We start from the raw sequence: 24,976 nt of genomic DNA on the forward strand, positions 1-24,976 counted from the left end.
GGCCTCAGTCTCGGAGAAGGTCCGGCACCCCTTGCGCGTCGGGCTCGTCGCGGTCCGCCGAGACGACCGTGAGCTGCTGGGTGGCCCGGGTCAGGGCGACGTAGAGAACCCGCAGGCCGGCGGGGCTCTCGTCGGCGATCTCCGCCGGGGAGACGACCACTGTGGCGTCGTACTCCAGGCCCTTTGCCTCCAGGCTGCCCAGGGCCACCACGCGGTCGCCGAGGCCTGCCAGCCAGCGCGCCGCCTCCTCGCGGCGGTTCATGGCCACGACGACGCCGACCGTGCCGTCCACGAGGTCCAGGAGGCGGGCGGCCTCCTCGCGGGTCGACTGGGCCAGCGAGTCCCGTACAGCCACGAAGCGCGGCTCCACGCCCGTGGAGCGGACCGCCCTCGGGGACTCCGAGCCCGGCATCGCGAGGGCGAGGACCTTGGCCGCCAGTTCGGCGATCTCGGCCGGGTTGCGGTAGTTGACGGTGAGGGTGAAGCGGCGGCGCGGGCGGGTGCCCAGGGCCTCGTCGCGGGCCTGGGCCGCCTCGTCGGGGTCGGACCAGGAGGACTGGGCCGGGTCGCCGACGACCGTCCAGGTGGCGTGCCGGCCCCGGCGGCCGACCATGCGCCACTGCATCGGGGTGAGGTCCTGGGCCTCGTCGACGATGACGTGGGCGTACTCGGTGCGCTCCTCGGCGAGCCGCTCGGCGCGTTCGCGCTGCGTCTCCTCCCGTACCGGCATCAGCTCCTCAAGGCCGCTGAGCTGGTCCAGGGGGTCCCGGTCGCGCTTCTTTCGGGGCCTGGCCGGGGTGCCGAGGATCGCGTTGAGTTCGTCGAGCATGGCCACGTCGTGGACCGAGAGGCCCTCACGCTTGAGGGCGCGGGCGACCCGGCGGACCTCGCCCGGGTTCAGGATGCGGCGGGCCCAGCGGCCGAGCCGGCGTTCGTCGGACATGGCGGCGAGGACCGACGCGGGGGTCAGTTCCGGCCACCAGGCGTCCAGGAACGCGATGAAGTCGTCCTCGGTCGTGACGTCCTCGTCGAAGGAGGAGCGCAGTTCCGCCGCCAGTTCCGGGTCCGTGTGGCGGCTCTGCGAACCCGAGCGGGCCCACAGGGCGTCCAGGAGCAGTTTGCGGGCGCGGGGGCGCAGCAGGTTGACGGGGGCCGTGCCGCTGAGCGCCGACTCGCGGATGCGGGCCAGTTCGGGGGCTTCGAGTTCGATACGGCGGCCGAAGGCGACGACCCTCAGACGGCTCGTCACCGTCGGCGACTCGTACTGCTCCAGGGCGCCTCGCGCGGCCTTCCGCAGCACCGCGAGCATGCGGTACGAGCCTTTGGCGCGGGCCACGGCCGGGGCGTCGTACAGGGTGGCCTCGGCGCCGTCGACGAGGGAGCCGATGGCGCGGATGGCGACCTGGCCCTCCTCGCCGAGGGAGGGCAGCACGCCCTCCGTGTACGCCACGAGCAGCGGCGTGGGCGAGACGATGAGGATGCCGCCCGCGTACCGGCGCCGGTCCTGGTAGAGGAGGTAGGCGGCGCGGTGCAGCGCGACGGCTGTCTTTCCGGTTCCCGGCCCGCCCTCGACGTACGTCACGGAGGCGGCGGGGGCGCGGATCACCATGTCCTGTTCGGCCTGGATGGACGACACGATGTCCCGCATGGTGTGGCTGCGGGCCTGACCGAGGGCGGCCATCAGGGCGCCGTCGCCGATCACCGCGAGCTCCTGGCCGTCCAGGGACGCCGTCAGCTCGGGGCGCATCAGGTCGTCCTCGACGCCGAGGACACGTCGGCCCTTGGAGCGGATGACACGGCGCCGGACCACCCGGCCCGGGTCCACCGGGGTCGAGCGGTAGAAGGGCGCGGCGGCCGGGGCACGCCAGTCGATGACGAGGGGCGAGTAGCTCTCGTCGAGGACGCCGATACGGCCGATGTGGAGGGTCTCGGCGATGTCGGCGGTGCTGTCGGGGCGTACGGCCCCCTCAGCGGGCTCCACGGCCGTGTAGGCGCCGTCGGGGCCCTTCTTGCCGTCCATGCCCGCCAGCAGGTCGATACGGCCGAAGAGGAAGTCCTCGAACTCGTTGTTCAGCCTGTTGAGGTGGATGCCGGCCCTGAACACCTGCGCGTCCCGTTCGGCGAGCGCGCCGGGGGTGCCGACCTGGCCGCGTTTGGCGGCGTCGTGCATGAGGAACTCTGCCTCGTCGATCTTCTCCTCGAGACGCCGGTACACCCGGTCCAGGTGTTCCTGTTCGACGCTGATCTCGCGGTCGCGGACGGAGTCCTGTACTGAGGAGTCCTCGACCGGTACGAGCGCCGTTTCCTGCTGAGCCTGAGCGGCCACCGGGCCCCCTTCTTACATGCTGGGCAGCCGTCAACCGTACGCGAAAAAGAGGTCGCCGTGCTACGCGACCGCCCCAGGACACCGTACGAGTCTTCGTACGAGGCGTCCTGGGGCGGTCGCTGAGCGGCTGCGGAACTGCTGAGGGACTACTGCGGCGGTGGTGCGGGCGGGATCAGGCGTCGACCTCGACGAGCTGCTTGCCGGTGGAGGTGACGACCTCGTAGTGGTCGATCTCGTCGGCGCTGAAAGCGGTTCCGCCGTGGATGTAGAGCGGGTTGCGGGCCGTCTCCGTCGTGGCGTCCTTGATGCCGTAGCCGGGCGTCGGGACGGACCAGTTGGACATGGTCTCGCGCGAGCCGTCCTTGCCGACGACGATCAGGGAGCACTTCAGCGGGCCCTTGACGCCGCCCAGCTCCAGGACCGCGCTGACGCCCCAGGCCTTCGGCTCCATCGCCACGGTCGCGGTGACCTTGGTGGTGGGGTCGGTGGCGGAGACCTTGTCGCTCATGAGACCGAAGGCGTCCTTGGCGGAGCCGGTGATCTTCGTCGTGACCGTCGGCGCGGGGCTTGCCACGCTGGAGGTGCCGTTGCCCGTCGTCGCGAACACCGTGGCGGGGCCGCCGACGATGAGGGCTGCCGCGGCGGCCACCATGTAGAAGCTGCGCCGGCGCTTGCTGGCTCGCCGTTCCGCGACCTCGTCGACCAGCCGCGTGGCGAGCTGTGGGCTCGGGCGGGCGGAGAGCGACTCGCCGATGGCGGGCGTTCCCTGGGCACCGGGCAGGTCCGCGAGGGCGGCCAGCATCGGTTCCATGCCGGCCAGCTCGTCGAGCTGCTGGGCGCACCATTCGCAGCCCGCGAGGTGTGCCTCGAAGGCCGTGGCCTCCGCGTCGTCGAGGATGCCGAGGGCGTAGGCGCCTACGGTTTCGTGTTCGTTCGGGCCCTGGGAACCCTGCATTCCTCGCATGGAACCAGGACTACCCGCTCCGAAACCCCCGTAAATGCTCATGCCGTCACCCCCCGCTCCTCAAGTGCGAGTTTCATCGAACGCAAGGCGTAGAAGACCCGTGAGCGCACCGTTCCGCTGGGTATGCCCAGCGTTTCGGCGGCTTCGTTCACCGTACGCCCCTTGAAATAGGTCTCGACCAGGACCTCCCGGTGGGCCGGGGTCAGGTCGTCCAGCGCGTCCGACAACGTCATCAGCCACAACGCCTTGTCGATCTCGTCCTCCGCGGGGATGACCTCCAGCGGCGACGGGTCCACCTCCTGCGGCCGGGCCTGCCGGCTGCGGTGCCCGTCGATGACGATGCGCCGGGCGACCGTCACCAGCCAGGGGCGTACCGAACCGGTTGCCCGATTGAGCTGACCGGCGTTCTTCCAGGCACGGATAAGCGTCTCCTGCACGACGTCCTCGGCTCGCTGCCGGTCACCGGCCACCAGCCTGAGGACGTACGCCAGAAGGGGCCCTGCGTGCTCTCGGTACAGCGCACGCATCAGGTCCTCGTCGGGTTCCGAGGGCTGGGACATGCGATGTCGGGCCCTCGGTCCTTGTTCATTGGCCACGACGGAATCCTTGCGCACGCCCACCTCCGCTGTCCCGGGTTCCCCCGGTCGGTCGCTCCCCCCGAGGTACGGAAGGGGGCTGTGGGATGTTCAACGTGCGGCCACAACTTTCTTTATCCGCCCCCGACGTGAGGGACAAGGGAGCACATTCCTGCCGCAAGTGCTTTACATTTCCGCCACATTGGCAAGATCGGGGCGATGCCCCCAACCAATAGACGGGAAACACACGTGTAACCAACGTCACTGGAACCCGCGAGAGTTGACAGGCCCGGTTCCGCCGCACAAGCCCGCTATGGGCGATCTGTGGAGGTGTCCGGGAACGGTCTACGCGCGTGCGGGAGCGCCTGCGGCAGCGTGCGCGGGAGACGGTCTACGCGCGCGCCAGGGCGGCCCGCCGCCGATGTCTCGCGACCCGCTCGCGGTTGCCGCAGATCTCACTGGAGCACCATCGGCGCCGCCGGCCCCGGGACGTGTCGAGGTAGACGATCGGGCAGTTGTCCCCCTCGCACTGGCGCAAGCACGCGCGCGCCACGGGGTCGGTGAGCAGCTCCACGGCGTCCCTGGCGACCGCCCCGAGCAGGGCCCCGCAGTCGGGCGGTCCGTGCAACTCCCGTACGAGCGTGCCGTCCTCACCCCGGACCGCACGGGGAGCCGGGGGCGCCGGGCGGGCGAGCTCGTTGAGGCGGGCCAGGGCGTGGTCGAGGCGGCGGGGGTCGGCGGCCTGGGGGCTGTGCACCAACCGGCCTGTCAGGTCCCGCAGTTCACGGAAGCGCGCCGCCCAGGAGGCGTCGACGTGACGCAGCGGCGTACCCGCCGGGACCAGTCCGGACACGGCGATCCAGGCGCGGAGCGGTTCTGCGGCGCCGAGCCGTTCGCAGGGGTGGGTGGTGGCCAGCAGGTCCAGGCAGATCCGCCCGGCGTCGAAACGCAGCTCGTACGAGGCTGTGGCGAGGGTCGCTTCCGATGCCATGTGCCTGTCACCGCCTAGGAGTCGCCACCGTACGAGGCAGAGGGGATGCCGATGAGCGCCGGTGGGATGCCAGTGAGGGGGGTCCGGGGAACCGTCCCCCCTACAGTGCCTGCCCACCCTCCCGGCCGGAACCCCCCGTACAGGCCGCTCCGCGAGATAGGCGGTTCGTTTGGGGCGGGCCGGGGGGCTGGGCATTGGGGTGTTGGGGCGTTGGGCGGGATACGCAGTTCGTTTGGCGCAGCCCGCTGACGGGCTCACTCCGCGGGGCACGCGGTTCGCTCGGCGCTGGCCAGTGGGGCGCTGGGCCGGATACGCGGTTCGTTCACCCCCGAGCCGCTGACCGGCTCACTCCGCAGGGCACGCGGTTCGCTCCGCGCGGGCCTGTGGGGCGCTGGCCGGATACGCGGTTCGTTGGCCCACGGGCCGGGGACGGGGCTCGCTCCGCGCGGGCGGTGGGGCGCTCGGCCGGATACGCGGTTCGTTGGCCCACGGGCCGGAGACGGGGCTCGCTCCGCGGGGCACGCGGTTCGCTCCGCGCGGGCCTGTGGGGGCTGGGCCCGCTACGGGTTCGTTCGCCCACGGGCCGGAGAGGGGGCTCGCTCCGCGGGGCACGCGGTTCGTTCCGTGCGGGCCTGTGGGGCTGGGCGCGCAGTTCCGCGCGCCCCTGTGGGGGCGCGGCTCCTCCCTGCGACGACCGCGCTGGTCTGTCCCACCCGGGAGGGCTACGCGTCGGTCGGCGGGTCGGCCGAGTAACCGGGAGCCGGGTTCGGGCGCGTCCGGAGCGGTACGTAGGGCGCCCGGGCTGTTGACAACGACCCCGGGCCACTCGCCCCCTGCCCACGAGCGGACGCGACTACGCGTCGGCGTACTTGGCGTCGGCGGCCGGGTCCAGGGCGAGGCGGTAGCCGCGCTTGACGACGGTCTGGATCAGTTTCGGGGCGCCGAGGGCGGTGCGCAGACGGGCCATCGCCGTCTCCACGGCGTGCTCGTCGCGGCCGGCGCCCGGCAGTGCGCGCAGCAGGTCGGCGCGGGCGACGACCCAGCCCGGCCGCCGGGACAGCGCGCGCAGCAGGGACATGCCGGCCGGCGGTACGGGCCGCAGGGCGCCGTCGACGAGGACGGCGTGCCCGCGGATCTCGACCCGGTGCCCGGCGATGGGCAACGCCCGCGCGCGGGACGGGAGTTCCTGGCAGAGAAGCTGTACGACGGGGCCGAGCCGGAAGCGTTCGGGGGACACCGTGTCGACGCCGTGGGCCTGCAACGGCAGCGCGGTGACCGGTCCGACGCAGGCGGGCAGGACGTCGTGCTGGAGGGCGGCGAGAAGCTCGGGGAGCTGGCCCCGTTCCTCGGCGCGGGAGAGCAGGGACGCGGCGGCCGGGGCGCTGGTGAAGGTGAGCGCGTCCAGGCCGCGCGAGATGGTGGCGTCGAGGAGCCGGTCGACGGGGCCGATGTCCTCCGGCGGCATCCACCGGTAGACGGGCACCCCGACAACCTCGGCGCCCGCGGCACGCAGCGACTCGACGAAGCCGGGCAGGGGCTCGCCGTGCAGCTGGATGGCGATACGGCGCCCCTCGACGCCCTCCTCCAGGAGCCGGTCGAGCACCTCGGCCATGGACTCGGAGGACGGTGACCAGTCCTCCGTGAGCCCGGCGGCCCGGACGGAGCCCTTGACCTTGGGCCCGCGGGCCAGCAGTTCCACCCCGCCGAGGCAGGCGAGCAGGTCGGCGCCGAGCCCCCAGCCGTCGGCGGCCTCGATCCAGCCCCGGAAGCCGATGGCGGTGGTGGCGATGACGATGTCCGGCGCCTGGGCGATCAGCTGCTTGGTGGCCCCGAGCAGTTCGCTGTCGTCGGCGAGCTGCACGATCCGCAGAGCGGGGGCGTGGACGACGGCGGCACCCCGCCGCTGGAGGAGGGTCCCGAGTTCGTCGGCCCGGCGCGCGGCCGTGACGCCCACGGTGAACCCCGCGAGGGGGCCGTGGTTCGGGGGGCCGTGCTCCGGTCGTTCCGGTCGCTGCTGTTCGTCGTACATGGCTCTCGTCCCGCAGTCGGGTCACATCTGCACAAGCGTGCCGAACGAGCCTGTCAACGGTGCGTGACAGGCTCGGTTCGGCTTCATGTCGCTGGTGTTACTTAAGCCGCTTCGGGCGAAGGTCACACCTCGGCGTAGCTGAGCTGCGGCTTTGCTTCGGAGCCTGAGGATTCGGCCGCCTGTGCGGTCGCCGGGCGGCGAAGGTATACGGCCCAGGTCACCAGGAAGCAGGCGGCGTAGAAGGCGAGGAAGGCGACGAACGCGCCGGTTCCGGAGCCGTAGGAGAGGAAGGACTGCCGGAAGGCGAGGTTGATGCCGACGCCACCGAGCGCGCCGACCGCGCCGATCAGGCCCATGGAGGCACCGGAGAGACGGCGCCCGTAGGCAGCGGCGGCTTCTCCGTCCAGGCCCTTGGCCAGCGCCTTCGCCTGGAAGATGCCGGGGATCATCTTGAACGTCGAGCCGTTGCCGAGGCCCGTGAGGACGAACAGCACCACGAACGCGACGGTGAACAGGACCAGCGACTTCTCCATGCTGGCCGCGATGAGGACCGCGGTCGCCGCGCCCATGCCGACGTAGTTGTACAGCGTGATCTTCGCGCCGCCGTACTTGTCGGCCAGCCACCCGCCCACAGGCCGGATAAGAGAGCCGAGCAGCGGGCCGATGAAGGTGACGTACGCCGCCTCCAGCGGGGTCCGGCCGAACTGGTTGGTCAGCACCTGCCCGAAGGCGAAGCTGTATCCGATGAACGAACCGAACGTGCCGATGTAGAGGAAGGACATGATCCAGGTGTGCGCGTCCTTCGCGGCGTCCTTCGCGGCGCCGGTGTCGTTCTTCACGGACGCGATGTTGTCCATGAAGAGCGCGGCGAGGACGGCCGCGATGACGATCAGCGGGATGTAGATCCCCAGCAGCACCCGGGGGCCGCCGCTGGCACCGATGATCGCGAGCGCCACCAGCTGGATGACCGGCACCCCGATGTTGCCACCGCCCGCGTTCAGGCCGAGGGCCCACCCCTTCTTACGGAGGGGGAAGAAGGCGTTGATGTTGGTCATGGACGAGGCGAAGTTGCCACCGCCGATACCCGCCAGCAGGCCGATCAGCAGGAGCGTGTTGAAGGAGGTTCCCGGCTTCATCACCGTGAACGCGGCGACGGTGGGGATGAGCAGGAGGCCGGCGGAGACGATGGTCCAGTTCCGGCCGCCGAAGATCGCGATGGCGAAGGTGTAGGGGACGCGGACCACGGCTCCGACCAGCGTCACCATCGAGGTCAGCAGGAACTTGTCCGCCGGCGTGAGCCCGTACTCCGGGCCCATGAAGAGCACCAGCACGGACCACATGGTCCAGATCGAGAACCCGATGTGCTCGGACAGGACGGAGAAGAGAAGGTTCCGCTTGGCGACCTTCTCTCCGGTCTCGTTCCAGAAGGTCTCGTCCTCCGGATCCCACTGCTGGATCCAGCGGCCGCCCCTGCTTGGGGGTGCGGGGGCTGTGCTAGGGGCTGTCATGACGCCTCCACGGTGCTCCGGGCTCGGGTGGTTCTTTGCGAGGTGCTGAGCGGTGATGTCCCGAAGGTAGAGAGAGCGCGTTTCCACACTGTGGCTGTGGGTGACCGGAAGGGAACTTTGCTCTCACCCCGCGAGAAGGCGGGATGAGAGGTTACGCAGAGGGAGGTCACGGGGGGAGCACGGCGGGGTCGGCTTGGGGGCAGCGGGGCCCACTATCAGGGTCGACCACAGCAACCGGCACTCCAGCGCCGCGTCACACGGGTCGACGGGCGCGCTCCCGGACAGGTGCTCTGCCGCGACCTCGTGGGCCCAGGTCTCCGGTTGCCCGGTGAGCAGGTCCGTTACGAACCAGTTCTGCCGGGCGGGCATACAACCCGGTACTCCCGCCGGCCGCTCGTGGCCATGAACGTCGCCTCCGCGTCCGCACGAGATCGAATACCGCATCTCCCACCGCATCAAGCGCCAGGCCATCCTGCACCGGAACCAACCACCGCGGTACACGGCGATCATCCACGAGGCCGCCCTGCGCATGCGGTTCGGCGGCCCGGAAGTAGCCCGCGCCCAACTGGAACACCTCGCCGAGATGAGCGAACACCCGTACATCACCGTCCGCGTGATCCCCTTCGACGGCACCGCGTTCCCCACTGTCGGCCATGGTCTGGACTATGCGTACGGGCCGGTCCGCGCCCTCGATACGGCACAGCTCGACGCCGCACACGGCAGTGAACTCATCGACTCCGTCGCACAGTTGGCCAAGTACCGACTCGTCCTCGACCACATGCAGGAGGTCACCTTGGAACCCGAGACCTCACTCGACCTCATCCACCGCATCGCTCAAGACATCTGAGGGCCGGACCATGACCGAACTCAACTGGCAGAAGTCCACGTACAGCGAGGAAGCCTCCTCCTGCGTCGAGATAGCAGTTACCCCGGCAGCGATCCGCATACGCGACTCGAAGCACACCGACGGCCCCATTTCACCGTCGCTCTCTCCGCTTGGGCGGGCTTCATCTCGCACACAACCGCACTCCGCCCCGGCCTCCCCCGCCACTGACACACCCGCCAGCGCCACCTCCTCCGTCTGAACGGAATCCGGGGCGCCCGTAGTCCGGCGCGGCGGTCATGGGGCGCCGAGAAAGCTGAGCCCGTCGGCACGTCGGCGATCTTTCGATGACGCCGCTGTCGCCGATCGCGCTGTCCGGCGGAGCCGGGTACACCGCCAACAAGTCTCTTTCGTAAGCCAGTTCGATGTGTAACTATCTCCGTGCCCACGGGGGAAGCGGGGCAAGGAGTGCCGTGCGTGACCAGTGCGGCTCGTGCTCCCTGCCTGCATCCGGGCGCCGTTGTCCGTGTCTTCGCGTTCTCTGACGTACCGCCGTTTTGTGTTGCCTCGCGATGCGTCGCCGCTTCCCCTTCCGGGCCGATCCTTCGGCCTTCGACCGAGAAGACGGGAAGCAACGTGCGCAGAGCGTTACTCATACGGGGCGGTCCCCGGAGCAGATCCTTATCCCATGGCCCGCGCAAGGGGCCGGTCGGCGTCGCACTGGCGACAGCGGTAGCTGTGCTGACCGGCCTTGTGTACGCCGTACCGGCCAGTGCCACCCCCGAGCCGCTGTCGGACACCGGCGGCAACCGGATCTCCTTCGGCCAGGACGTCCGCGCCGATCGCTGCGAGGCCGGCTTCGGACTGCACATCGGCGGGCCGGTGCTGAAGGCCGCCGCGTCGAAGGCCCTCAACGGCACCGACGCCGAGCTGGCCGCGGCCCTGTACCGCCGGGCCAACATCTACCCCAGCGTCCTGGACGACGCGGTGACCGACGACATTGCCGGGATCTCCGACTACGTCACCGCCTCCAACGCGAGCACCACCCGCTGGGAGGCAGCCAACCGCGCGTACGCCATGTCGTACTACGGCGGTGACGGCGGCGTCACGCTCCAGGCACCCGAGTTCGACGCGACCATCCGAGCCTTCACGATCGGCCCGCAGAAACGGCTGTACGACCGCTTCGGGGAAGACGGCCGCAGCGTTCCCGGCGCCGCCGCCATCGACAGCGCCAAGAAACTCAACGCCGTGATCACCGGCAAGGATCCGCAGGGCGACGACCGGATCGCGGATCTGATGCTGTCCAACAGCTACCTCACCGCTCCGTACAACAGCACCACCGCCACCGACATCGCCCGCTATCTGCGACAGGGCGGCTTCCCCCGGCAGGCACCGGCGGAGGACAGCGCCGAGTACCGCATGGAGGTGGAACAGCTCAAGATCGCCTGGGGCAACTGCGACAGTTGGAACCCCATCGATCCGCGCCGGGTGCTCGCCTCGGTGACGGCCACCGCCTACGCCGAGTGGGAGACGGAGTACGCGTCCCAGGCCAAGCCCCGCGCCGACATCATGGCCGCCGAGGTGACCGCCGCCGCGCAGGTGCACAAGGCGACCGACGCGATGATCGAGGGGATCGCCCAGGCCTGGCTCGCCGAGCAGATCCTGGTCTGGCAGAAGTACTGGGCCGGACAGCCCAAGGACGACATCCTCCGCCCCAAGGCCGCCGTCTTCACGCAGGCCACCACAGACCTGGCCAACGCCCGCACCCGGGTCTCGGCCCAGCTCACCCTGGCCAACCAGGCGGTGACCGCCGCCAAGGCCGCCGCCGACAAGGCGGGCACCGCCCAGACCAGTGCCTACGCCATCGCGGACACGGCCAAGACGCCGCGCGGGCGTGGACTGCTGTACGCCCAGCAGTCCGCGCAGGTCGTGAAGGCCTCGTACGCGGCGGCTCAGGCAGCCGCGAAGGCAACCCAGACGGCGGTGAACGCGGCCAAGGCCACCGTCGCCGACGCGAAGGCGCAGTTCGCGCTGGCGCAGACCCAGGCGCACGCGCTGAACACCGAGTTCCGCCGGGCCGCCGCCGAGGAGGCCGCCGCCCAGGCGAAGGCCGCCGCGACGGCGGCGGACGTACAGGCCAAGGAGGCCGCGGCCAACGCCACCAAGGCGAAGGCCGCGCAGACCACCGCCGAGGCCGCCGAGAAGACCGCGAAGACGGGTGCCGCCACGGCCGCCGCCCGACGCGCCGAGGCGGAGGCGGCTCGCGACACCGCGACGGCCGAACACGCCACCGCCACCCGCGAACGCGCCAAGGCCCAGGACGCGGAGACGCGTGCCAAGGCGGACGCGGCGACAGCGGCCACCGCGCGCGGGGCCGCCGAGACGGCCGGGGGAACCGCTTCCGCACGCAACGACGCCGCCATCGATGCGCAGCAGGAGGCGTTCGAGGCACGGGACAGGGCCCGGGCCGCCGAGGAGACCAAGCAGGCCGCGCTGTCCCGAGCCGCCGCGCTCGAAGCCGCGGCAGCGGCAGCCACCGGTACGGACGCGGCGGCCGAGGCCCGGACCGCGGCAACCGAGGCAAGGTCCGCCGCGAACACGGCGACGGCAGCGGCCACCAGCGCCCAGCAGAACGCCGCCGTGGCAACCACCGCGGCGATCAATGCGCGCGCCGCCGCCACCCGGGCCGACGCGGCCGCCTCCCGGTCCCAGGCCGCGGCCGACGGCGCCAGCGCCGCCGCGCTCACCACCCATGCCGCCGCCGTCACCGCGCACGCTGCCGCCGCTACGGCGATCAGCGCGGCGGCAGCGGCACAGAAGAACGCCGAGAACGCCGAGGTCGAGGCCAAGAAGGCGGCAGCAGCCGCGATCACGGCCCGGCAGCAGGCCGCAGCCGCCCGCGAGGAGTCGCTGAAGACGGCCAAGTGGGCGGCAGTCACCGCCGGCCAGGCCTACGCGGCGAGCGAGGCCGCGAGCGCGGCCCGTGACTCGGCGGTCGAGGTGATCAAGCCCGCCAACGACGCCATCAACATCGGCACCCCTTATAAGGAGACCGACTCCGCCGCCGCCTACGCCGTCCTCACCGGCCAGACCTCGCTGACCCTCGCCGAGCAGCAGGCCGCGGCGGCCAAGGCCAAGGCGGAGGACGCGGCGAAGGCCGCGGCGACCGCGAAGGCCCTGGCCGACAAGGCCGCCGCCGACTCCAAGGCAGCCGCCACAGCAGCGGCCAACGCCGCCGCCGACGCCGCGAAGGCCGCAACCTCGGTGGCAGCCGCCCGCGCCTCGGCCGCCGAAGCCGCCAAGGCTGCGGAGGCGGCCAAGAAGGCCGACAGCAACGCTCAGGTGTACGACGCGCAGGCGAGTTCCGACGCCGCCTACGCACAGACCGCGGCCTACACCGCCAAGAGCGAGGCCGCCGCCGCGAACAACGAGGCCACCGAGGCGGAGCGCGACGCGGCCGGTGCCCGCACGGCGGCCGACGCCGCCAACGCGGACGCCGCTTCCGCCCGGAGCACCGCGACCCAGGCGGAGAAGGACGCCACCGAGGCCGAGACCGCCGCGAAGAACGCCGACGGCGCGGCCAAGGACGCCGACGCGGCGGCGGACAGTGCCGCCGAGGAAGAACGCAAGGCGGTTCAGGAACAGCGCGCCGCCAACGCCGTCGGCGACCCCGACAGCGGTCCCGGGCTGTCCGCGAGCGACGAGGCACTGCTGCTCAAGGAGTGCGGCCAGAGCTGCGTGGACGACTACAGGGCGGCCAAGGCGCTCGCGTCCCTGGATGTCATCGACTGGGTCAGGGAGAACGGCGCCGAGATCCTGCTCGAAGTCGTCGGCGTCAACAACCTCAAGCGCTGCTTCGGTACGGGTGACGTCGAGAGCTGCCTGTGGTCGCTGGTCGACGTGGGCAGCCTGGCCCTGGCGGTCGGCAAGCTCCCCGCAGTCACCAAGGCGATCGTCAAGGTGACCAAGGGCATCGGCAAGTTCCTCGACGACGTGGCCCAGGCCAAGCACACCCTGGACCGGCTCCGGAAGCTCCTGGAGACGCTGCGCAAGGGCAGCGCACCGGCGAAGTGTCTGCTGAGCCTCGCGGAGGACGTGCTGGGCGCCGCCGCTCAGGCCCCGGCCGCGCGCACCTCGCTGGCCGCTGCACCTGCCGTCTCGTCAGCCGCCGCCGCGAAGATGTGCATGACCTCGTCCATCGGCAAGGACTCGGTCCTGACCAGGCTGGCCCGGAAGGCGACCAACAACGCGGACGTCCAGGCTGACCTGGACAACATGTTCAAGGAACTGGCCAAGGGCAACCTGGAACCCGGCATGTTCAACAAGTACGACAAGGCGACGGGCATCACTTACGCCCGTGCCAAGAACGGCGGACGGTTGTTCTTCCGCGTGTTGGGCGACACGGTCGAGGTGGTCGCCAAGTCGGACAAGAGGTGGGAGGACCAGGTGTTCAACAGGTTGAAGAAGCTTTATGGAAAGTAACCTTCCCTTCCCGGAGCACCGGACCGTCCGGAACGTCGGGACCTCGGACCTGGAGATCCGCTTCTTCCTCGGCGACGGGGACACCCCGTCCTCCGTCGACAACGTGGACGCCGTGATCACCGCCCCCGACGGAATGCGGTGGAGCGCGACCTTGCTGACCCGGTCCGCGATCGACGCGGTCATGGACCGCTGGGCGATCACGGGCGAGAGCCTGGGAGGGCGCTACCTCCGAGTGCCCGACCTGGTCATCGTCCGGGAGCCAGGGCTGGACTCCATGGCACAGGCGCTGGGGGACATCTTCGACGAGTACGGCCTGGACACGGACGTACTCCCGAAGCTCGGCCCGGTCGAGGACGACGAGGACGAGGACGGCTGACGCGACAGAAGGCGGCCCGGCACCCACCAGGTGCCGGGCCGCGCCGCTCACCGTCTCTCACCCCCGGCGTCGTCCGCCCCCGCGCTTCGCCCCGTCCGGCCACAGCTGTGGGCTTCGTTTCGCGGCGACGTCCTCGATCCAGCCCAGTGCCAGGATCGTGAGGCCGATCAGGGGCCAGACCAGGACGAACATCCAGAGGTTGTACGTCGTGTCCAGCGCGGACGCCATGCCGTCGGACATGAAGGGGAGGTCGTAGAGGCGGTCGATCAGGGGAACCGTGGCCATGATCAGGAAGTTGTGCCAGAGATAGATCGTGACCGCTCGGTTGTTGGAGAGGGTGATCAGCCTGTCCCACCTGGCCAGGCGGCCCGGCAGTTCCTGCCACGACGGGGAGTACTGGAGCAGGATCACCACGAACCCGAACGACCAGGTCGCCTGGGCCAGCGGAATGTCGTTCAGGTCCCAGCCGTCGGGGCCCTGGTGACCCGAGGCCCACCAGATGCCGAAGGCCATGAGAAGGGCCGAGCAGGACACGGCGACATAGCGCGGGATCTTCTTCAGCAGGCCCTCGTGGTGGGCGAAGCCCAGTACCCAGCAGCCGCCGTACACCGCGAAGTCGGTCACCGCGTTGCCCGTCTCACCGGGGATCGCCACCAGGCCGGTGCCGACGACCGCTGTCAGGACCAGTGGGGCGAGCAGCGTCACCCACGGGACCCGGCGGAACGCCCACAGCAGCAGCGGCGAGGCGAACACGAACCACAGGTAGGCCCGCAGATACCAGAGCGGGCCCGCGGCCTGGACCGCCCAGGTGTTCTCCAGGAGCCCGGACTTGGAGCCGATGCTCCAGGGGTAGGGCGGGGCGCCGATCGGGATGACGTAGTTGAGGAGTTCGACCAGGCCCCAGGTGCCGCTGTGGTCGGGATCCTTGCCCAGGTCCCAGCCGCCCAGGAACATCAGCGTCAGCGCCAGCGCGCTGAACGCCCACAGCGGGGGCAGCAGGCGCCGGATCCGGCCCCGGATCACCCCGAGCGCCGGGCGCTTCAGGGAACGGGCCATCAGGGAGCCGGCGAGCGCGAACATCACGCCCATGGACGGGAACAGCACGGTCAGCCATGCCCAGCCGAACAGGTGGTACACCACGACCCGGACCAGCGCGATGCTGCGGAGCAGGTCGAGGTAGCGGTCCCGGCCCGGTTTCGCCGCCTTGGGCGGGGCGGGCGGCTCGTCGGCGGCCGGCTGCCGCGGAACGCCGTACGGGGGTGTGGTCGTCGGGTCGGCCGGTGTCGTGCCGGCCGTAGGTCGCTGGGTCATGCCACGGGCCTCCTGTCGCCGCCGGCGCTCGTCCGGGCGGCCGGTACGGCGTCCGGCGCAGAGCCGACGACTCCGGTGCGCCGGAGTTTCTGCCAGCGCAGCCGGCCGCCGGTGAGCGCGGTGATCCAGGACTGCAGCAGCACGACGTACATGAGCTGGCGGTAGAGGACCTGTTGCAGGGGCAGCGAGATCAGGTGGGTCATCTTCTCGCGGTCGAGACGGAACGCGTAGGCCGCGCAGACCAGTTGGATGGCCAGGACGCCGAGCCAGGCGAGGACGGTCCTCTCGGTCGGGCCGAACACCAGCCCGTAGAGCAGGAACACGTCGATCAGGGGAGCGAGGAGCGGCGCCACCACCATGAACAGCGACACGAAGGGCAGGCCGACGCGGCCGAAGCGGCCCGACGGACCCCGTTCGATCACCGAGCGGCGGTGCTTCCAGATCGCCTGCATGGTGCCGTACGACCAGCGGTAGCGCTGGGACCACAGCTGCTGGACGGATTCCGGGGCCTCGGTCCAGGCGCGGGCGTTCTCCGCGTACACGACCTTCCAGCCGTCGCGGTGCAGGGCCATCGTGATGTCGGTGTCCTCGGCGAGCGTGTCGTCGCTCATCCCGCCGACCCGCTTCAGGGCGGAGCGACGGAACGCGCCGACCGCGCCGGGGATCGTCGGCATACAGCCCAGGACGTCGTACATACGGCGGTCCAGGTTGAAGCCCATCACGTACTCGATGTGCTGCCAGGCGCCGATCATGGAGTCCTTGTTGCCGACCTTGGCGTTGCCGGCGACGGCGCCCACGCGCGCGTCACCGAAGGGCTGGACGAGTTCGCGGACCGTGCCGGGCTCGAAGACGGTGTCGCCGTCCATCATCACGATCAGGTCGTAACGGGCGTTCGCCACACCCCTGTTGAGGGCGGCGGGCTTGCCCGCGTTGAGCTGGCGCACGACGCGTACGTTCGGCAGGCCCATGTCCTCGACGATGCGGGCCGTGCCGTCGCTCGACCCGTCGTCGATGACGATCACCTCGATCGGATGCTCGCTCCGCATCAGTGAACGCACGGTGGCTTCGATGCACTTGGCCTCGTTGTACGCCGGGACGAGCACCGACACCGGTTCGGTGATCGGCGAACCCCAGCTGAAGTCGGGGCGCCGGGTGCGGCGGGCGTGCAGGACGGAGAGCAGCAGCATCAGGCCGAAGCGGCTGAACACCAGGACGCCGATGACCGCGAGGCAGACGACCAGCACGTCGGTGATGTCGTCGGAGGCCTGGACCAGGAACGTCCACGCCCTGCCCTTCGCCAGTTCGACGCCGGCGACCGGGGTGTGCGCGCTGGGCGCGTCGAGGGCCTCGGTGAGGTTCTGGAACGTGTACCCCCGCTCCTTCATCTCGGGCAGGAAGCGGTCGAGGGCCTCGACGGTCTGGTGGCGGTCGCCGCCGGAGTCGTGCATGAGGACGATCGCGCCCTTGCCGCCCTTGGGGGTGGCCTCGCGGATGATCGCGTCGACGCCCGGCTTGCGCCAGTCCTCGCTGTCCGTGTCGTTGACGACGGTGATGTAGCCGCGCTTGCCGATGTACTGCGTGACCGGCCACGACTTGTTGTCCATGGCGTCGGCGGAGGAGGAGTACGGCGGCCGGAACAGAGACGTACGGATGCCCGCCGCACCGGCGAGCGCCAGCTGGTTCTGGGACAGCTCCCAGTCGATCCTGGCCTTCGACTGGAAGGAGAGGTCGGGGTGGTTGAAGGTGTGCAGCCCGACCTCATGGCCCTCGTCCACCATGCGTCGTACGAGCTCCGGGTAGCGCGAGGCCATGGTGCCGGTGACGAAGAAGACGGCGTGGGCGTGGTGCTTCTTGAGGACGTCCAGGACCTTGGGGGTCCACTTGGGGTCCGGGCCGTCGTCGAACGTGAGGACGAGCCGGTGGTCGGGCAGCCGGAGGCTGGTGGTCTGGCCGCTTCTGGTGTCGATGACCGGGCCGCCCTCCAGGATCTTCTCCGGCACCCGGTCCGCGGAGGCCTCGGGCTGGATGCGGTGGTCGGCGAGTATTTCGCTGTGCACGTACCCGCGCAGCATCAGCATCGCCATCATGGCGAGCAGGATGAGCGAGGGAAGCAGCAGGCGCATGGGCAGCCGTCGGCGCCGGGCGGCGCCCCCGGCGCCGTTCGGGGCGCCGTGGCGGCGGGTGCGGGATGCCATCAGAGGTTGTTCTCCGGGGACGAGGAGATCAGAACAGGGTCGACGGAGTGGAGTCGCCGGATGTTCTGCTGAGCGGGACTAGCGGTTCGGGAGCGGGCCGAGCGGGTCAGGAGCACGTCGAGCGCGATCAGCAGGACGAGCGCGACGAGCGGGACGAGCGGGACCGGGATGAGCGGGCCGGCAGAAAGCCGGCGCCGCGAGGTGTCTCGGGTGGCTCTACGCCGTTACGACGTCAGGCCGTCACGCCGGTAGGCCGTCACGCCGGTAGGCCGGTAGGCCGTCACGCCGGTAGGCCGTCACGCCGGTAGGCCGTCACGCCGGTAGGCCGTCACGCCGGTAGGCCGTCACGCCGTCAGGCCGGGCGACGTCGGCGGGGAGACCGGGGCGCCGGTGGCACTCGGTTCGGCCGAGCCCTCGGCGATCGGGGTCGGGTCGCTCGGACCGCCGGCGACCGTGCCACCGTCACCGGTCGGGGTCGGAGACGGGTCGGGCGAGGGAGCGACGCTCTCCGACGGGCTCGGCGCCGGTGTGCTGGACACCGACACGGACGGCTCGGGGTCCGGACCGGGCGTGCTGGTTCCCGGGGCGGGCTTGCCGACGCTGGCCGATGGTCTGGCCGAGACGGACGGACCCGGGTTCTTCGAGGCGCTGGCCGAGGCGTCCGCCGGGACGGCGACGGCAGCCCCCTTCGACGGAGTGACCCCCGCGCTCACCGACGCCCCCGGGGCCGATGTGACCCCGGCCGAGTCCGAAGGCAGCACCGACTCGGCGGGCAGCGGCGAGGTGTCGACCTTGCCCGCCGGCTGCTCGTCCTGCTGGCCCGGTACCGGCAGCCAGGGCGCGTCCGAGTTGCCGGAGAGGAGGGTGGCGACGATGACTACGGCGTACACGGCGCACGCGGTGCCGACGACGATGCCGATCCGGCGGTATCGGCGGCTGCGGCGTCCGGTCTCGTCGACGAAGACGGGGCCGTCACCGCCGCCGGCGTCCGCGCCCTCCTTGACCTGGCCTACGAGGAGTTCATCCACCTGGCGGCCCACCCCGTCGAGCTGGACCGTCACCTCGTACGGGTCATGGCTGTGACCGAACTCCGCCGCGTTCTCCCACGGACTACTGGGGAACGTTCCGGGTGATCCGGTCGATCCGGCTGATCCGGTCCACCCGCTCGGCCCGGTCGATCCAGTCGATCCGGTCGGCGCGGTCGGCGCGGTTGATCCAGGCGCTCCCGTTCCGCTTGAGCGCGACTGGGCGTGCGCGCCTCTGCCTCCGGATCGCCCGCCGTGCACCGGTGCTCCGGCGTTTCTCTGCCGGGGCACAGGACCGGTGCCGCCTGGGGTAACTCCGGGTAGCTGCTGGGTTCCTGACACGGTCACGCCTTCGGCGTCGGACCGATTCGGTTGGGCGTCTTCACGCCACTTCTTCACACGCACGTACATCCCCCCACGGGAGCCTTTCGGGCGCGTGTACGATTTCCGGATTTTCGTACTACCGATGTTCGAATCGGACCCCCATCCGACCCGAGCGCCCCATTTATCACACTGCATCCGGGCCTCGAATGTAGCGCACATGGAGGACCCGTGTTTGCCATGTGTCACTTGTGAACCGAAATGATGTCGATGTCCCTGGCCGGAATCCACCCACCGACAGGCCTCCGCAACCACCCCTCCTCCCCCGTGAGCTGGGCCGCGGCCAGTCGCAGAGCGTTAACTCCCGGGTGCGTCAGGCCCCTTCGCCACACCAGCGACACGGGGGACAGCGGCACGGGATCGACCAGCGGTCGCACCACCGTCCCGGGCAGCGCCGGGAAATCCACCACGGCGAGGACCGGGGCCCGCGTCTTGGCCATGACCCGCTGGAACTCCTCGTCGCCTACAGCGAGTGGCGCGGGCGGCGCGATCCCGATGCCGCGCCCCTCGAACAGCTGACATGCGAGATCGGTCCACTCCGGGGTCCGGGGATTGCCCGCACCGGCGTACACGCTCTCCCCCGCCAGCGCTGCCAACGGCACCTCGGGCAGCGCGGCCAGCCGGTGGTCGCAGGGCAGGACGACCGCCATCGGCTCGTAGCGCACGAGCTGTTGGTCCAGTCCCGCCCGCACCCCCGGGTCCAGGCCCGCGAACCGTCCGAACGACGCGTCGAGCCGACCAGCGAGCAACTCGCCCGCCGCGAAGGCGAGTCCGCTCTCGAACCGGGCCATCAGCTCGCACTCCGGGGCGAGTTCACGCGCCCGGTGCAGCACCCGCCGGCCGGTCGAGAGCCCCGGCGAGTTCAAGTCCACCAGCAGCGGCCGTATCTCCCCGAAAGCGGCGAGCAGTTCGTCGTGGGCCGCCAACACCCGCCGGGCGTACGGCAGCAGCCGCTCACCCTCGGCCGACAGGGTCACTCGCCGGGTCGACCGTACGAAGATTTCGCCGCCCAACTCCCGTTCCAGGCGCCGGATGTCGCGGCTGAGCGCCTGCTGCGCCACGTAGAGGCGGGCGGCGGCCCGGGTGAAGTGCAGCTCTTCGGCCACGGCGACGAAGCCGCGCAGGAGGCGGGGGTCGAGGTGCTTCGGTGCAGACATCCGGCGAACCTACAACGAGAGTGCGTCAATCGCCGGGGATCAGGTGTTGGACCCCGAGATCGCCACAGGGCGACGGTGGACGCATGCCGCAGCCACCTCCATCGCCGTCGCCGTCGCCATCGCCATCGCCATCGCCATCGCTATGGTGCCGCCCGCACTCCCGGCCCCGCTCCCGACCACTCCCCCGGCCCCTCCCCGCCGTCACCCAGGACACCCTGGTGATCGCCGACTTCGGCCCGCGCGGCCGTACCCGTACGACGGACGGCCACCGTCCGCCCGGCCCCTACCGCCGCCTCTTCGCCGTCCCCGGCGCCCGTGCCTTCACCGCCGGGAACCTGATCGCCCGGCTCCCCATGGGCATGTTCAGCGTGAGCGCGGTCATCATGATCGCCGGGTCGCGCGGCTCGTACGCCCTGGCCGGAGCCGTCACCGCGACCGGGCTCGCCGCGACGGGCGTGGTCGCACCCTGGACCGCACGGCTCGTCGACCGGTACGGCCAGGCCCGAATCGCCGTACCAGCCACGGCACTTGCCGCCCTCGGCTCCCTCGCGCTGCTGCTCTGCGCGCACTACGGCGCCCCCGACTGGACCCTCTTCGCCGCCTACGCCGCCACCGCCACGACCCCCAACACCGGCGGCATGTCACGCGCCCGCTGGGCCCATCTCCTGGACGGCGACGAGGAAGCCCTGCACACCGCCAACTCCTTCGAACAGGCCGCCGACGAACTCTGCTTCATGCTCGGCCCGGTCCTCGCGGCCTTTCTGTGCGGGGCGTTGTTCCCGGAGGCAGGCACGCTGGTCGGGGCGGTCCTGATGATGACCGGGGTGCTCCTCTTCGCCGCCCAGCGATCGACCGAGCCGCCCGTCCGGCCCCGCGCCGAAGGGCTTCACAAGCGGGCCACGTCCCCGCTGCGCGCCCCCGGGATGCGCCCGCTGCTCGCCGTATGCCTGGCCACGGGCGCCGTGTTCGGGTCGATGGAGGTCGTCACGATCGCCTTCGCCGACGAGCGGGGACACCGGGCCGCTGCCGGTGCGGTCCTCGCCCTCCAGGCGGCCGGATCGTGCGCGGCCGGTCTGCTGTACGGGGCGCTGCGGCCGACCGGGCCCGCCGAGCGACGCCACCCCTGGTGCCTGGCCGCGATGACGGCACTGATGACACTGCCCCTGCTCGCCGCAGCCCTGACCGGCTCGCTCCTCGTCCTCGCGGGCGCGCTGCTCGTGGCCGGGACAGCTACCGCGCCCACCATGATCACGAACATGACCCTGGTCCAGAGCCGCACCCCCGAGGGCCGCCTGAACGAGGGCATGACCCTCGCGGTGACAGGCCTCCTCGGCGGCATAGCCTGCGGTTCGGCAGCCGGCGGCTGGGCGGCGGAACACGTCTCGCCCACAGCGGCATACGGCGTCCCGCTCACGGCGGCCACGAGCGCCCTCTTGCTGTCCCTGCTCACCCGCACGAACCGGAGCCCCGGTACTCACACGAGTCGGGGCCTCAGCACTCGCCCGAGCTGAGCCCCCAACGCCCTCACAGCCCGCCCAGCCCCCACCCCACCCCGCCCCACCACACACCAATTCACGCGCGCCCCATTGACTCGTTCACACGCCACACATACCTTCGCCCGTCGAAGCGCTTCGACGACCCGCGTCGAATCAGTTCGACGACCCCTGCGTTACGGGTGACCGAGATCCATCCGACTCCCCTGGAGGCAGAGGATGTTCACGGCAAGATGGCATGGCAGGTGCATGGCGATAGCGGCAGCGACCCTGGTAGGGGCGCTGCTGACGGCCTCCTGCGGCAACTCCGACAGCGGATCGGGCGACGGGAAGACCCTACGCCTCTGGCACTACGAGGGCCCTGACAGCGCGATGGGCGTGGCATGGAAGGCGGCCGTCGAGGAGTTCAAGGCGACGCATCCGGGCGTCACGGTGAAGGTCGAGGAGAAGGGCTTCGAACAGATCCAGAAGACCGCCCCGATGGTCCTCAACTCCTCCGACGCGCCCGACCTGATGGAGTACAACAAGGGCAACGCGACGGCCGGCCTGCTCTCCACGCAGGGTCTGCTCACCGACCTGAGCGCCGAGGTGACCAAGCGCGGCTGGGACAAGAAGCTCAGCGCCGGTGTCCGCACCACCAGCCAGTACGACACCAACGGCGTGATGGGTTCCGGCAGTTGGTACGGCGTGCCCAACTACGCCGAGTACACGATGGTGTTCTACAACAAGGAACTCTTCAAGCAGCACGACATCGCCGTGCCGACCTCGTTCGACGAACTCACCGCCGCCATGGACAAGTTCGTGGCCGAGGGCATCACCCCGCTGGCGAGCGCGGGCGCCGAATACCCTGCCCAGCAGTACCTGTACCAACTCGCCCTGTCGAAGGCGGACCGCGCCTGGGTCGACAAGTACGAGCTGTACAAGGGGAAGACGGACTTCCATGACCCCGCCTGGACCTACGGCGCCGAGACCTTCGCCGACTGGGTGAAGAAGGGGTACTTCGGCAAGAACTCCAGCGGGCTGAAGGCGGAGGACGCCGGCGTCTCCTTCATCCAGGGCAAGAGCCCGATCCTGTTCTCCGGCAGCTGGTGGTACGGCCGCTTCAAGAGCGAGGCGAAGTTCGACTGGGGCACGTTCCTGTGGCCCGGCAGCGGCCTCACCCTCGGGTCCGGCGGCAACCTGTGGGTCGTCCCCAAGGGCGCGAAGAACAAGGAACTCGCCTACGACTTCATCGACATCACCATGTCGAAGAAGATCCAGAACCTGCTCGGCAACAAGGGCGGAGTCCCGGTGGCCGCCGACCCGGCCGCCATCACCGACCCGCAGGCCAAGTCGCTCATCGCCGACTTCAACACCCTCTCCGACCGGGACGGACTCGCCTTCTACCCCGACTGGCCGGTGCCCGGCTTCTACGACGTCCTCGTCTCCGAGGCCCAGAAGCTGATCACGGGCAGCGCCCAACCGGACGCGGTCCTCGACTCGTTGCAGGAGGCGTACGACAAGGGCGTACCGAAGACATGACGGTCACCGTCGAACCGGCCGGCGGGCGGAGGCGCGGCCGGTCCGCCAACTCCCCTCACCGGAAAGGGGCTTCACGCCACCACCGGGACTCGTACGCCCTCTTCCTCCTCCCCGGCGCGCTCGCCTTCCTCGCCGTGATCGTCGTGCCGTTCCTGATGAACACCGGGGTGAGCTTCACCGACTGGCGGGGCGTGGGCTCCCCGGAGTGGTCGGGGCTCGCCAACTACCGCGAGCTGATGGACGATTCGGAGTTCTGGGCTTCGTTCCGGCACAGCCTGTTCATGGTGGTGGCGATGGCGGCCGTACCCACCGCGGTCGGACTCGTCCTGGCTGCCGCCCTGTTCGACTACGTCGGCAAGCACTTCGGGAGTCGCTGGGCGGCCGTGCTCCGCGCCTGCTTCTACCTCCCCCAGGTGCTGCCGATCGCGGTCGCCGGCATCGTCTGGAGCTGGATCCTCGCGCCCGACAACGGCTCGCTGAACGAGCTACTGAAGGCCGTCGGGCTGGGTTCCTGGCAGCAGGACTGGCTCGGCGACCCGGACATCGCGCTCTACAGCGTGATGGGCGTGATGGTCTGGGTGCAGCTCGGCTTCCCGCTGGTCGTCTTCATGGCGGGCCTGCAACGCGTCGACCCGCAGCTCTACGAGGCCGCCGAACTGGACGGCGCCGGCTGGTGGCGCCGCTTCCGGCACATCACGCTGGCCCAGATCCGCCCCGAGATCTACGTCGTCCTCACCTGGTGCACGATCGCCGCGCTGAAGGTGTTCGGCGCGGTGTACGTCCTGACGAAGGGCGGCCCGGGTGGCGCGACCAACGTGCCGTCCTACTTCTCCTTCACCACGTTCTTCGAGAAGACCCAGGTCGGCTACGGCGCCGCCGTCTCCACCGTCCTGACGGTGATCATCCTCGCCGTCTCGCTCATCGGCCTGAAGCTCCAGACCCGGGCCGAGGACGCCGAGGACTCACCGACAGGGGTACGGACATGAGGACCGCCCTGCGCCGCTATCCGGTGCTCATCGCCCTCGTCCTCGCCGCCCTGTTCATGGTCGTGCCGTTCGTGTTCGTCGCCGTCAACGCGGTGAAGTCGCCCGCCGAGTACTCCGCGAACGGCCCTCTCAGCCTCCCCGAAGGCCTCTACCTGGACGGCGTCAAGGACTTCTGGGAGCGGGTCGACTTCGGGCAGAAGCTTCTCAACTCGGCGCTGATCAGCGGCTCGGTGGCCGTCCTCGCGGTCGCCCTGTCCGTGCTGAACGCGTACGCGATCGGTATCGGCCGGGTCAGGGGCCGCACCTGGGTGCTGGCCTTCTTCGTCCTCGCGAACATGCTGCCGCAGGAGGCGCTGGTCTACCCGGTGTACTACCTGAGCAAGGAAGTCGGCCTGTACGACACCCGGTTGAGCGTCATCATCGTCTTCACGGTGATCCAGGCGGCCTTCGGTACGTATCTCCTCTCCTCGGTACTGGGCCAGTTCCCCCGGGAGATCATCGAGGCCGCGCGGATCGACGGCGCGAACAAGTGGCAGGTGCTGTGGCGGATCGTCGTCCCGGTCAGCCGCCCCACCCTCGGGGTGCTCCTCGTCTTCTTCTTCATCTGGACCTGGAACGAGTTCCTGCTCCCCCTGGTGATGCTGATCTCCAACGACAACCAGACGGTGTCGGTGGCCCTCGGTGTCCTCCAGGGCCAGCGCCTGATGGACGCCACGATGACCAACGCGGCTGCCCTGCTGGGCGTGTTGCCGGCCCTCGTCTTCTTCCTTGTCTTCCAGCGAACGCTCACTCGCGGTATAGCCGTGGGTGCCGTCAAGTAACAGGCCAGGTCA

General features: G+C 70.5%; 18 protein-coding genes. 8 read left to right on the plus strand and 10 right to left on the minus strand.

The window, feature by feature from the left end:
- Nucleotides 1-4 precede the first annotated feature (4 nt).
- From QA861_RS41550 to QA861_RS41575, 6 genes are all read right to left on the minus strand, one after another.
- Nucleotides 5-2,326 carry a HelD family protein gene (locus QA861_RS41550; protein ID WP_334594084.1) on the minus strand — a complete coding sequence of 774 codons (2,322 nt, stop codon included), beginning with the start codon at nucleotides 2,324-2,326 and terminating at the stop codon, nucleotides 5-7.
- 172 nt (nucleotides 2,327-2,498) lie between these two features.
- Nucleotides 2,499-3,281, minus strand: a complete 783-nt coding sequence (locus QA861_RS41555) for an anti-sigma factor family protein (protein WP_334594086.1) — start codon at nucleotides 3,279-3,281, stop codon at nucleotides 2,499-2,501.
- Between the two features lie 47 nt (nucleotides 3,282-3,328).
- Nucleotides 3,329-3,850 (minus strand): sigma-70 family RNA polymerase sigma factor, encoded by a 522-nt coding sequence (locus QA861_RS41560; protein WP_044471680.1) that lies wholly within the window; start codon nucleotides 3,848-3,850, stop codon nucleotides 3,329-3,331.
- A 406-nt stretch (nucleotides 3,851-4,256) separates the two neighbouring features.
- Nucleotides 4,257-4,856 carry a CGNR zinc finger domain-containing protein gene (locus QA861_RS41565; RefSeq protein ID WP_334594089.1) on the minus strand — a complete coding sequence of 200 codons (600 nt, stop codon included), beginning with the start codon at nucleotides 4,854-4,856 and terminating at the stop codon, nucleotides 4,257-4,259.
- An 853-nt stretch (nucleotides 4,857-5,709) separates the two neighbouring features.
- Nucleotides 5,710-6,885, minus strand: coding sequence for a uroporphyrinogen-III synthase (locus tag QA861_RS41570; protein WP_334594090.1), 1,176 nt, complete (start codon nucleotides 6,883-6,885; stop codon nucleotides 5,710-5,712).
- Nucleotides 6,886-7,007: 122 nt separating this feature from the next.
- Nucleotides 7,008-8,393 carry a nitrate/nitrite transporter gene (locus QA861_RS41575; RefSeq protein ID WP_334594091.1) on the minus strand — a complete coding sequence of 462 codons (1,386 nt, stop codon included), beginning with the start codon at nucleotides 8,391-8,393 and terminating at the stop codon, nucleotides 7,008-7,010.
- Between the two features lie 430 nt (nucleotides 8,394-8,823).
- On the opposite strand from QA861_RS41575, the gene QA861_RS41580 reads away from it, so the two are divergent.
- The 4 genes from QA861_RS41580 (at nucleotide 8,824) to QA861_RS41595 (ending at nucleotide 14,074) form a co-directional block, all read left to right on the plus strand.
- On the plus strand, nucleotides 8,824-9,240 hold the full coding sequence (locus QA861_RS41580; RefSeq protein WP_334595017.1) for a DUF5753 domain-containing protein: 417 nt from the start codon (nucleotides 8,824-8,826) through the stop codon (nucleotides 9,238-9,240).
- Nucleotides 9,241-9,250: 10 nt separating this feature from the next.
- Nucleotides 9,251-9,478 carry a DUF397 domain-containing protein gene (locus QA861_RS41585; RefSeq protein ID WP_334594092.1) on the plus strand — a complete coding sequence of 76 codons (228 nt, stop codon included), beginning with the start codon at nucleotides 9,251-9,253 and terminating at the stop codon, nucleotides 9,476-9,478.
- A 476-nt stretch (nucleotides 9,479-9,954) separates the two neighbouring features.
- Nucleotides 9,955-13,698 (plus strand): hypothetical protein, encoded by a 3,744-nt coding sequence (locus tag QA861_RS41590; RefSeq protein WP_334594093.1) that lies wholly within the window; start codon nucleotides 9,955-9,957, stop codon nucleotides 13,696-13,698.
- The gene (locus QA861_RS41595; protein WP_334594095.1) at nucleotides 13,688-14,074 is read left to right on the plus strand and encodes a hypothetical protein; all 387 of its coding nucleotides are present in this window, start codon (nucleotides 13,688-13,690) and stop codon (nucleotides 14,072-14,074) included. Before QA861_RS41590 ends, QA861_RS41595 begins: the two co-directional genes overlap by 11 nt.
- A gap of 57 nt (nucleotides 14,075-14,131) precedes the next feature.
- Here QA861_RS41595 and QA861_RS41600 read toward each other — a convergent pair whose 3' ends face one another.
- The 4 genes from QA861_RS41600 to QA861_RS41615 all read right to left on the minus strand — a co-directional run bounded on the left by QA861_RS41600 (nucleotide 14,132) and on the right by QA861_RS41615 (nucleotide 20,143).
- Nucleotides 14,132-15,385: an acyltransferase family protein gene (locus QA861_RS41600; RefSeq protein ID WP_334594096.1), complete on the minus strand. Its 1,254-nt coding sequence runs from the start codon at nucleotides 15,383-15,385 to the stop codon at nucleotides 14,132-14,134.
- On the minus strand, nucleotides 15,382-17,580 hold the full coding sequence (locus QA861_RS41605; protein ID WP_334594098.1) for a bifunctional polysaccharide deacetylase/glycosyltransferase family 2 protein: 2,199 nt from the start codon (nucleotides 17,578-17,580) through the stop codon (nucleotides 15,382-15,384). The genes QA861_RS41600 and QA861_RS41605 overlap by 4 nt, the downstream gene beginning before the upstream one ends.
- Before the next feature lie 344 nt (nucleotides 17,581-17,924).
- A complete protein-coding gene (locus QA861_RS41610) occupies nucleotides 17,925-18,641 on the minus strand; it encodes a hypothetical protein (RefSeq protein ID WP_334594099.1) in 717 nt (238 codons plus the stop codon).
- 530 nt (nucleotides 18,642-19,171) lie between these two features.
- Nucleotides 19,172-20,143 (minus strand): LysR family transcriptional regulator, encoded by a 972-nt coding sequence (locus QA861_RS41615; protein WP_334594100.1) that lies wholly within the window; start codon nucleotides 20,141-20,143, stop codon nucleotides 19,172-19,174.
- Between the two features lie 83 nt (nucleotides 20,144-20,226).
- Between QA861_RS41615 and QA861_RS41620 the strand changes: the two genes are divergently transcribed.
- The 4 genes from QA861_RS41620 to QA861_RS41635 all read left to right on the plus strand — a co-directional run bounded on the left by QA861_RS41620 (nucleotide 20,227) and on the right by QA861_RS41635 (nucleotide 24,964).
- On the plus strand, nucleotides 20,227-21,654 hold the full coding sequence (locus tag QA861_RS41620) for an MFS transporter (RefSeq protein WP_334594101.1): 1,428 nt from the start codon (nucleotides 20,227-20,229) through the stop codon (nucleotides 21,652-21,654).
- Nucleotides 21,655-21,855: 201 nt separating this feature from the next.
- A complete protein-coding gene (locus QA861_RS41625) occupies nucleotides 21,856-23,157 on the plus strand; it encodes an extracellular solute-binding protein (RefSeq protein WP_334594102.1) in 1,302 nt (433 codons plus the stop codon).
- Nucleotides 23,154-24,143: a carbohydrate ABC transporter permease gene (locus QA861_RS41630; protein WP_334594103.1), complete on the plus strand. Its 990-nt coding sequence runs from the start codon at nucleotides 23,154-23,156 to the stop codon at nucleotides 24,141-24,143. The genes QA861_RS41625 and QA861_RS41630 overlap by 4 nt, the downstream gene beginning before the upstream one ends.
- Nucleotides 24,140-24,964 carry a carbohydrate ABC transporter permease gene (locus QA861_RS41635; RefSeq protein ID WP_334594104.1) on the plus strand — a complete coding sequence of 275 codons (825 nt, stop codon included), beginning with the start codon at nucleotides 24,140-24,142 and terminating at the stop codon, nucleotides 24,962-24,964. Before QA861_RS41630 ends, QA861_RS41635 begins: the two co-directional genes overlap by 4 nt.
- Nucleotides 24,965-24,976: the final 12 nt, after the last annotated feature.

This window comes from Streptomyces sp. B21-083 (assembly GCF_036898825.1).
Classification (GTDB): Bacteria; Actinomycetota; Actinomycetes; order Streptomycetales; family Streptomycetaceae; genus Streptomyces.

What these genes read in the sequence shown, in the direction of transcription:
- QA861_RS41555 (WP_334594086.1), bottom strand. Translation starts at nt 3,281, where the DNA reads ATGCAGGGTTCCCAGGGCCCGAACGAACACGAAACCGTAGGCGCCTAC.
- QA861_RS41560 (WP_044471680.1), bottom strand. Translation starts at nt 3,850, where the DNA reads ATGTCCCAGCCCTCGGAACCCGACGAGGACCTGATGCGTGCGCTGTAC.
- QA861_RS41565 (WP_334594089.1), bottom strand. Translation starts at nt 4,856, where the DNA reads ATGGCATCGGAAGCGACCCTCGCCACAGCCTCGTACGAGCTGCGTTTC.
- QA861_RS41570 (WP_334594090.1), bottom strand. Translation starts at nt 6,885, where the DNA reads ATGTACGACGAACAGCAGCGACCGGAACGACCGGAGCACGGCCCCCCG.
- QA861_RS41575 (WP_334594091.1), bottom strand. Translation starts at nt 8,393, where the DNA reads ATGACAGCCCCTAGCACAGCCCCCGCACCCCCAAGCAGGGGCGGCCGC.
- QA861_RS41585 (WP_334594092.1), top strand. Translation starts at nt 9,251, where the DNA reads ATGACCGAACTCAACTGGCAGAAGTCCACGTACAGCGAGGAAGCCTCC.
- QA861_RS41595 (WP_334594095.1), top strand. Translation starts at nt 13,688, where the DNA reads ATGGAAAGTAACCTTCCCTTCCCGGAGCACCGGACCGTCCGGAACGTC.
- QA861_RS41600 (WP_334594096.1), bottom strand. Translation starts at nt 15,385, where the DNA reads ATGACCCAGCGACCTACGGCCGGCACGACACCGGCCGACCCGACGACC.
- QA861_RS41605 (WP_334594098.1), bottom strand. Translation starts at nt 17,580, where the DNA reads ATGGCATCCCGCACCCGCCGCCACGGCGCCCCGAACGGCGCCGGGGGC.
- QA861_RS41615 (WP_334594100.1), bottom strand. Translation starts at nt 20,143, where the DNA reads ATGTCTGCACCGAAGCACCTCGACCCCCGCCTCCTGCGCGGCTTCGTC.
- QA861_RS41620 (WP_334594101.1), top strand. Translation starts at nt 20,227, where the DNA reads ATGCCGCAGCCACCTCCATCGCCGTCGCCGTCGCCATCGCCATCGCCA.
- QA861_RS41625 (WP_334594102.1), top strand. Translation starts at nt 21,856, where the DNA reads ATGTTCACGGCAAGATGGCATGGCAGGTGCATGGCGATAGCGGCAGCG.
- QA861_RS41630 (WP_334594103.1), top strand. Translation starts at nt 23,154, where the DNA reads ATGACGGTCACCGTCGAACCGGCCGGCGGGCGGAGGCGCGGCCGGTCC.
- QA861_RS41635 (WP_334594104.1), top strand. Translation starts at nt 24,140, where the DNA reads ATGAGGACCGCCCTGCGCCGCTATCCGGTGCTCATCGCCCTCGTCCTC.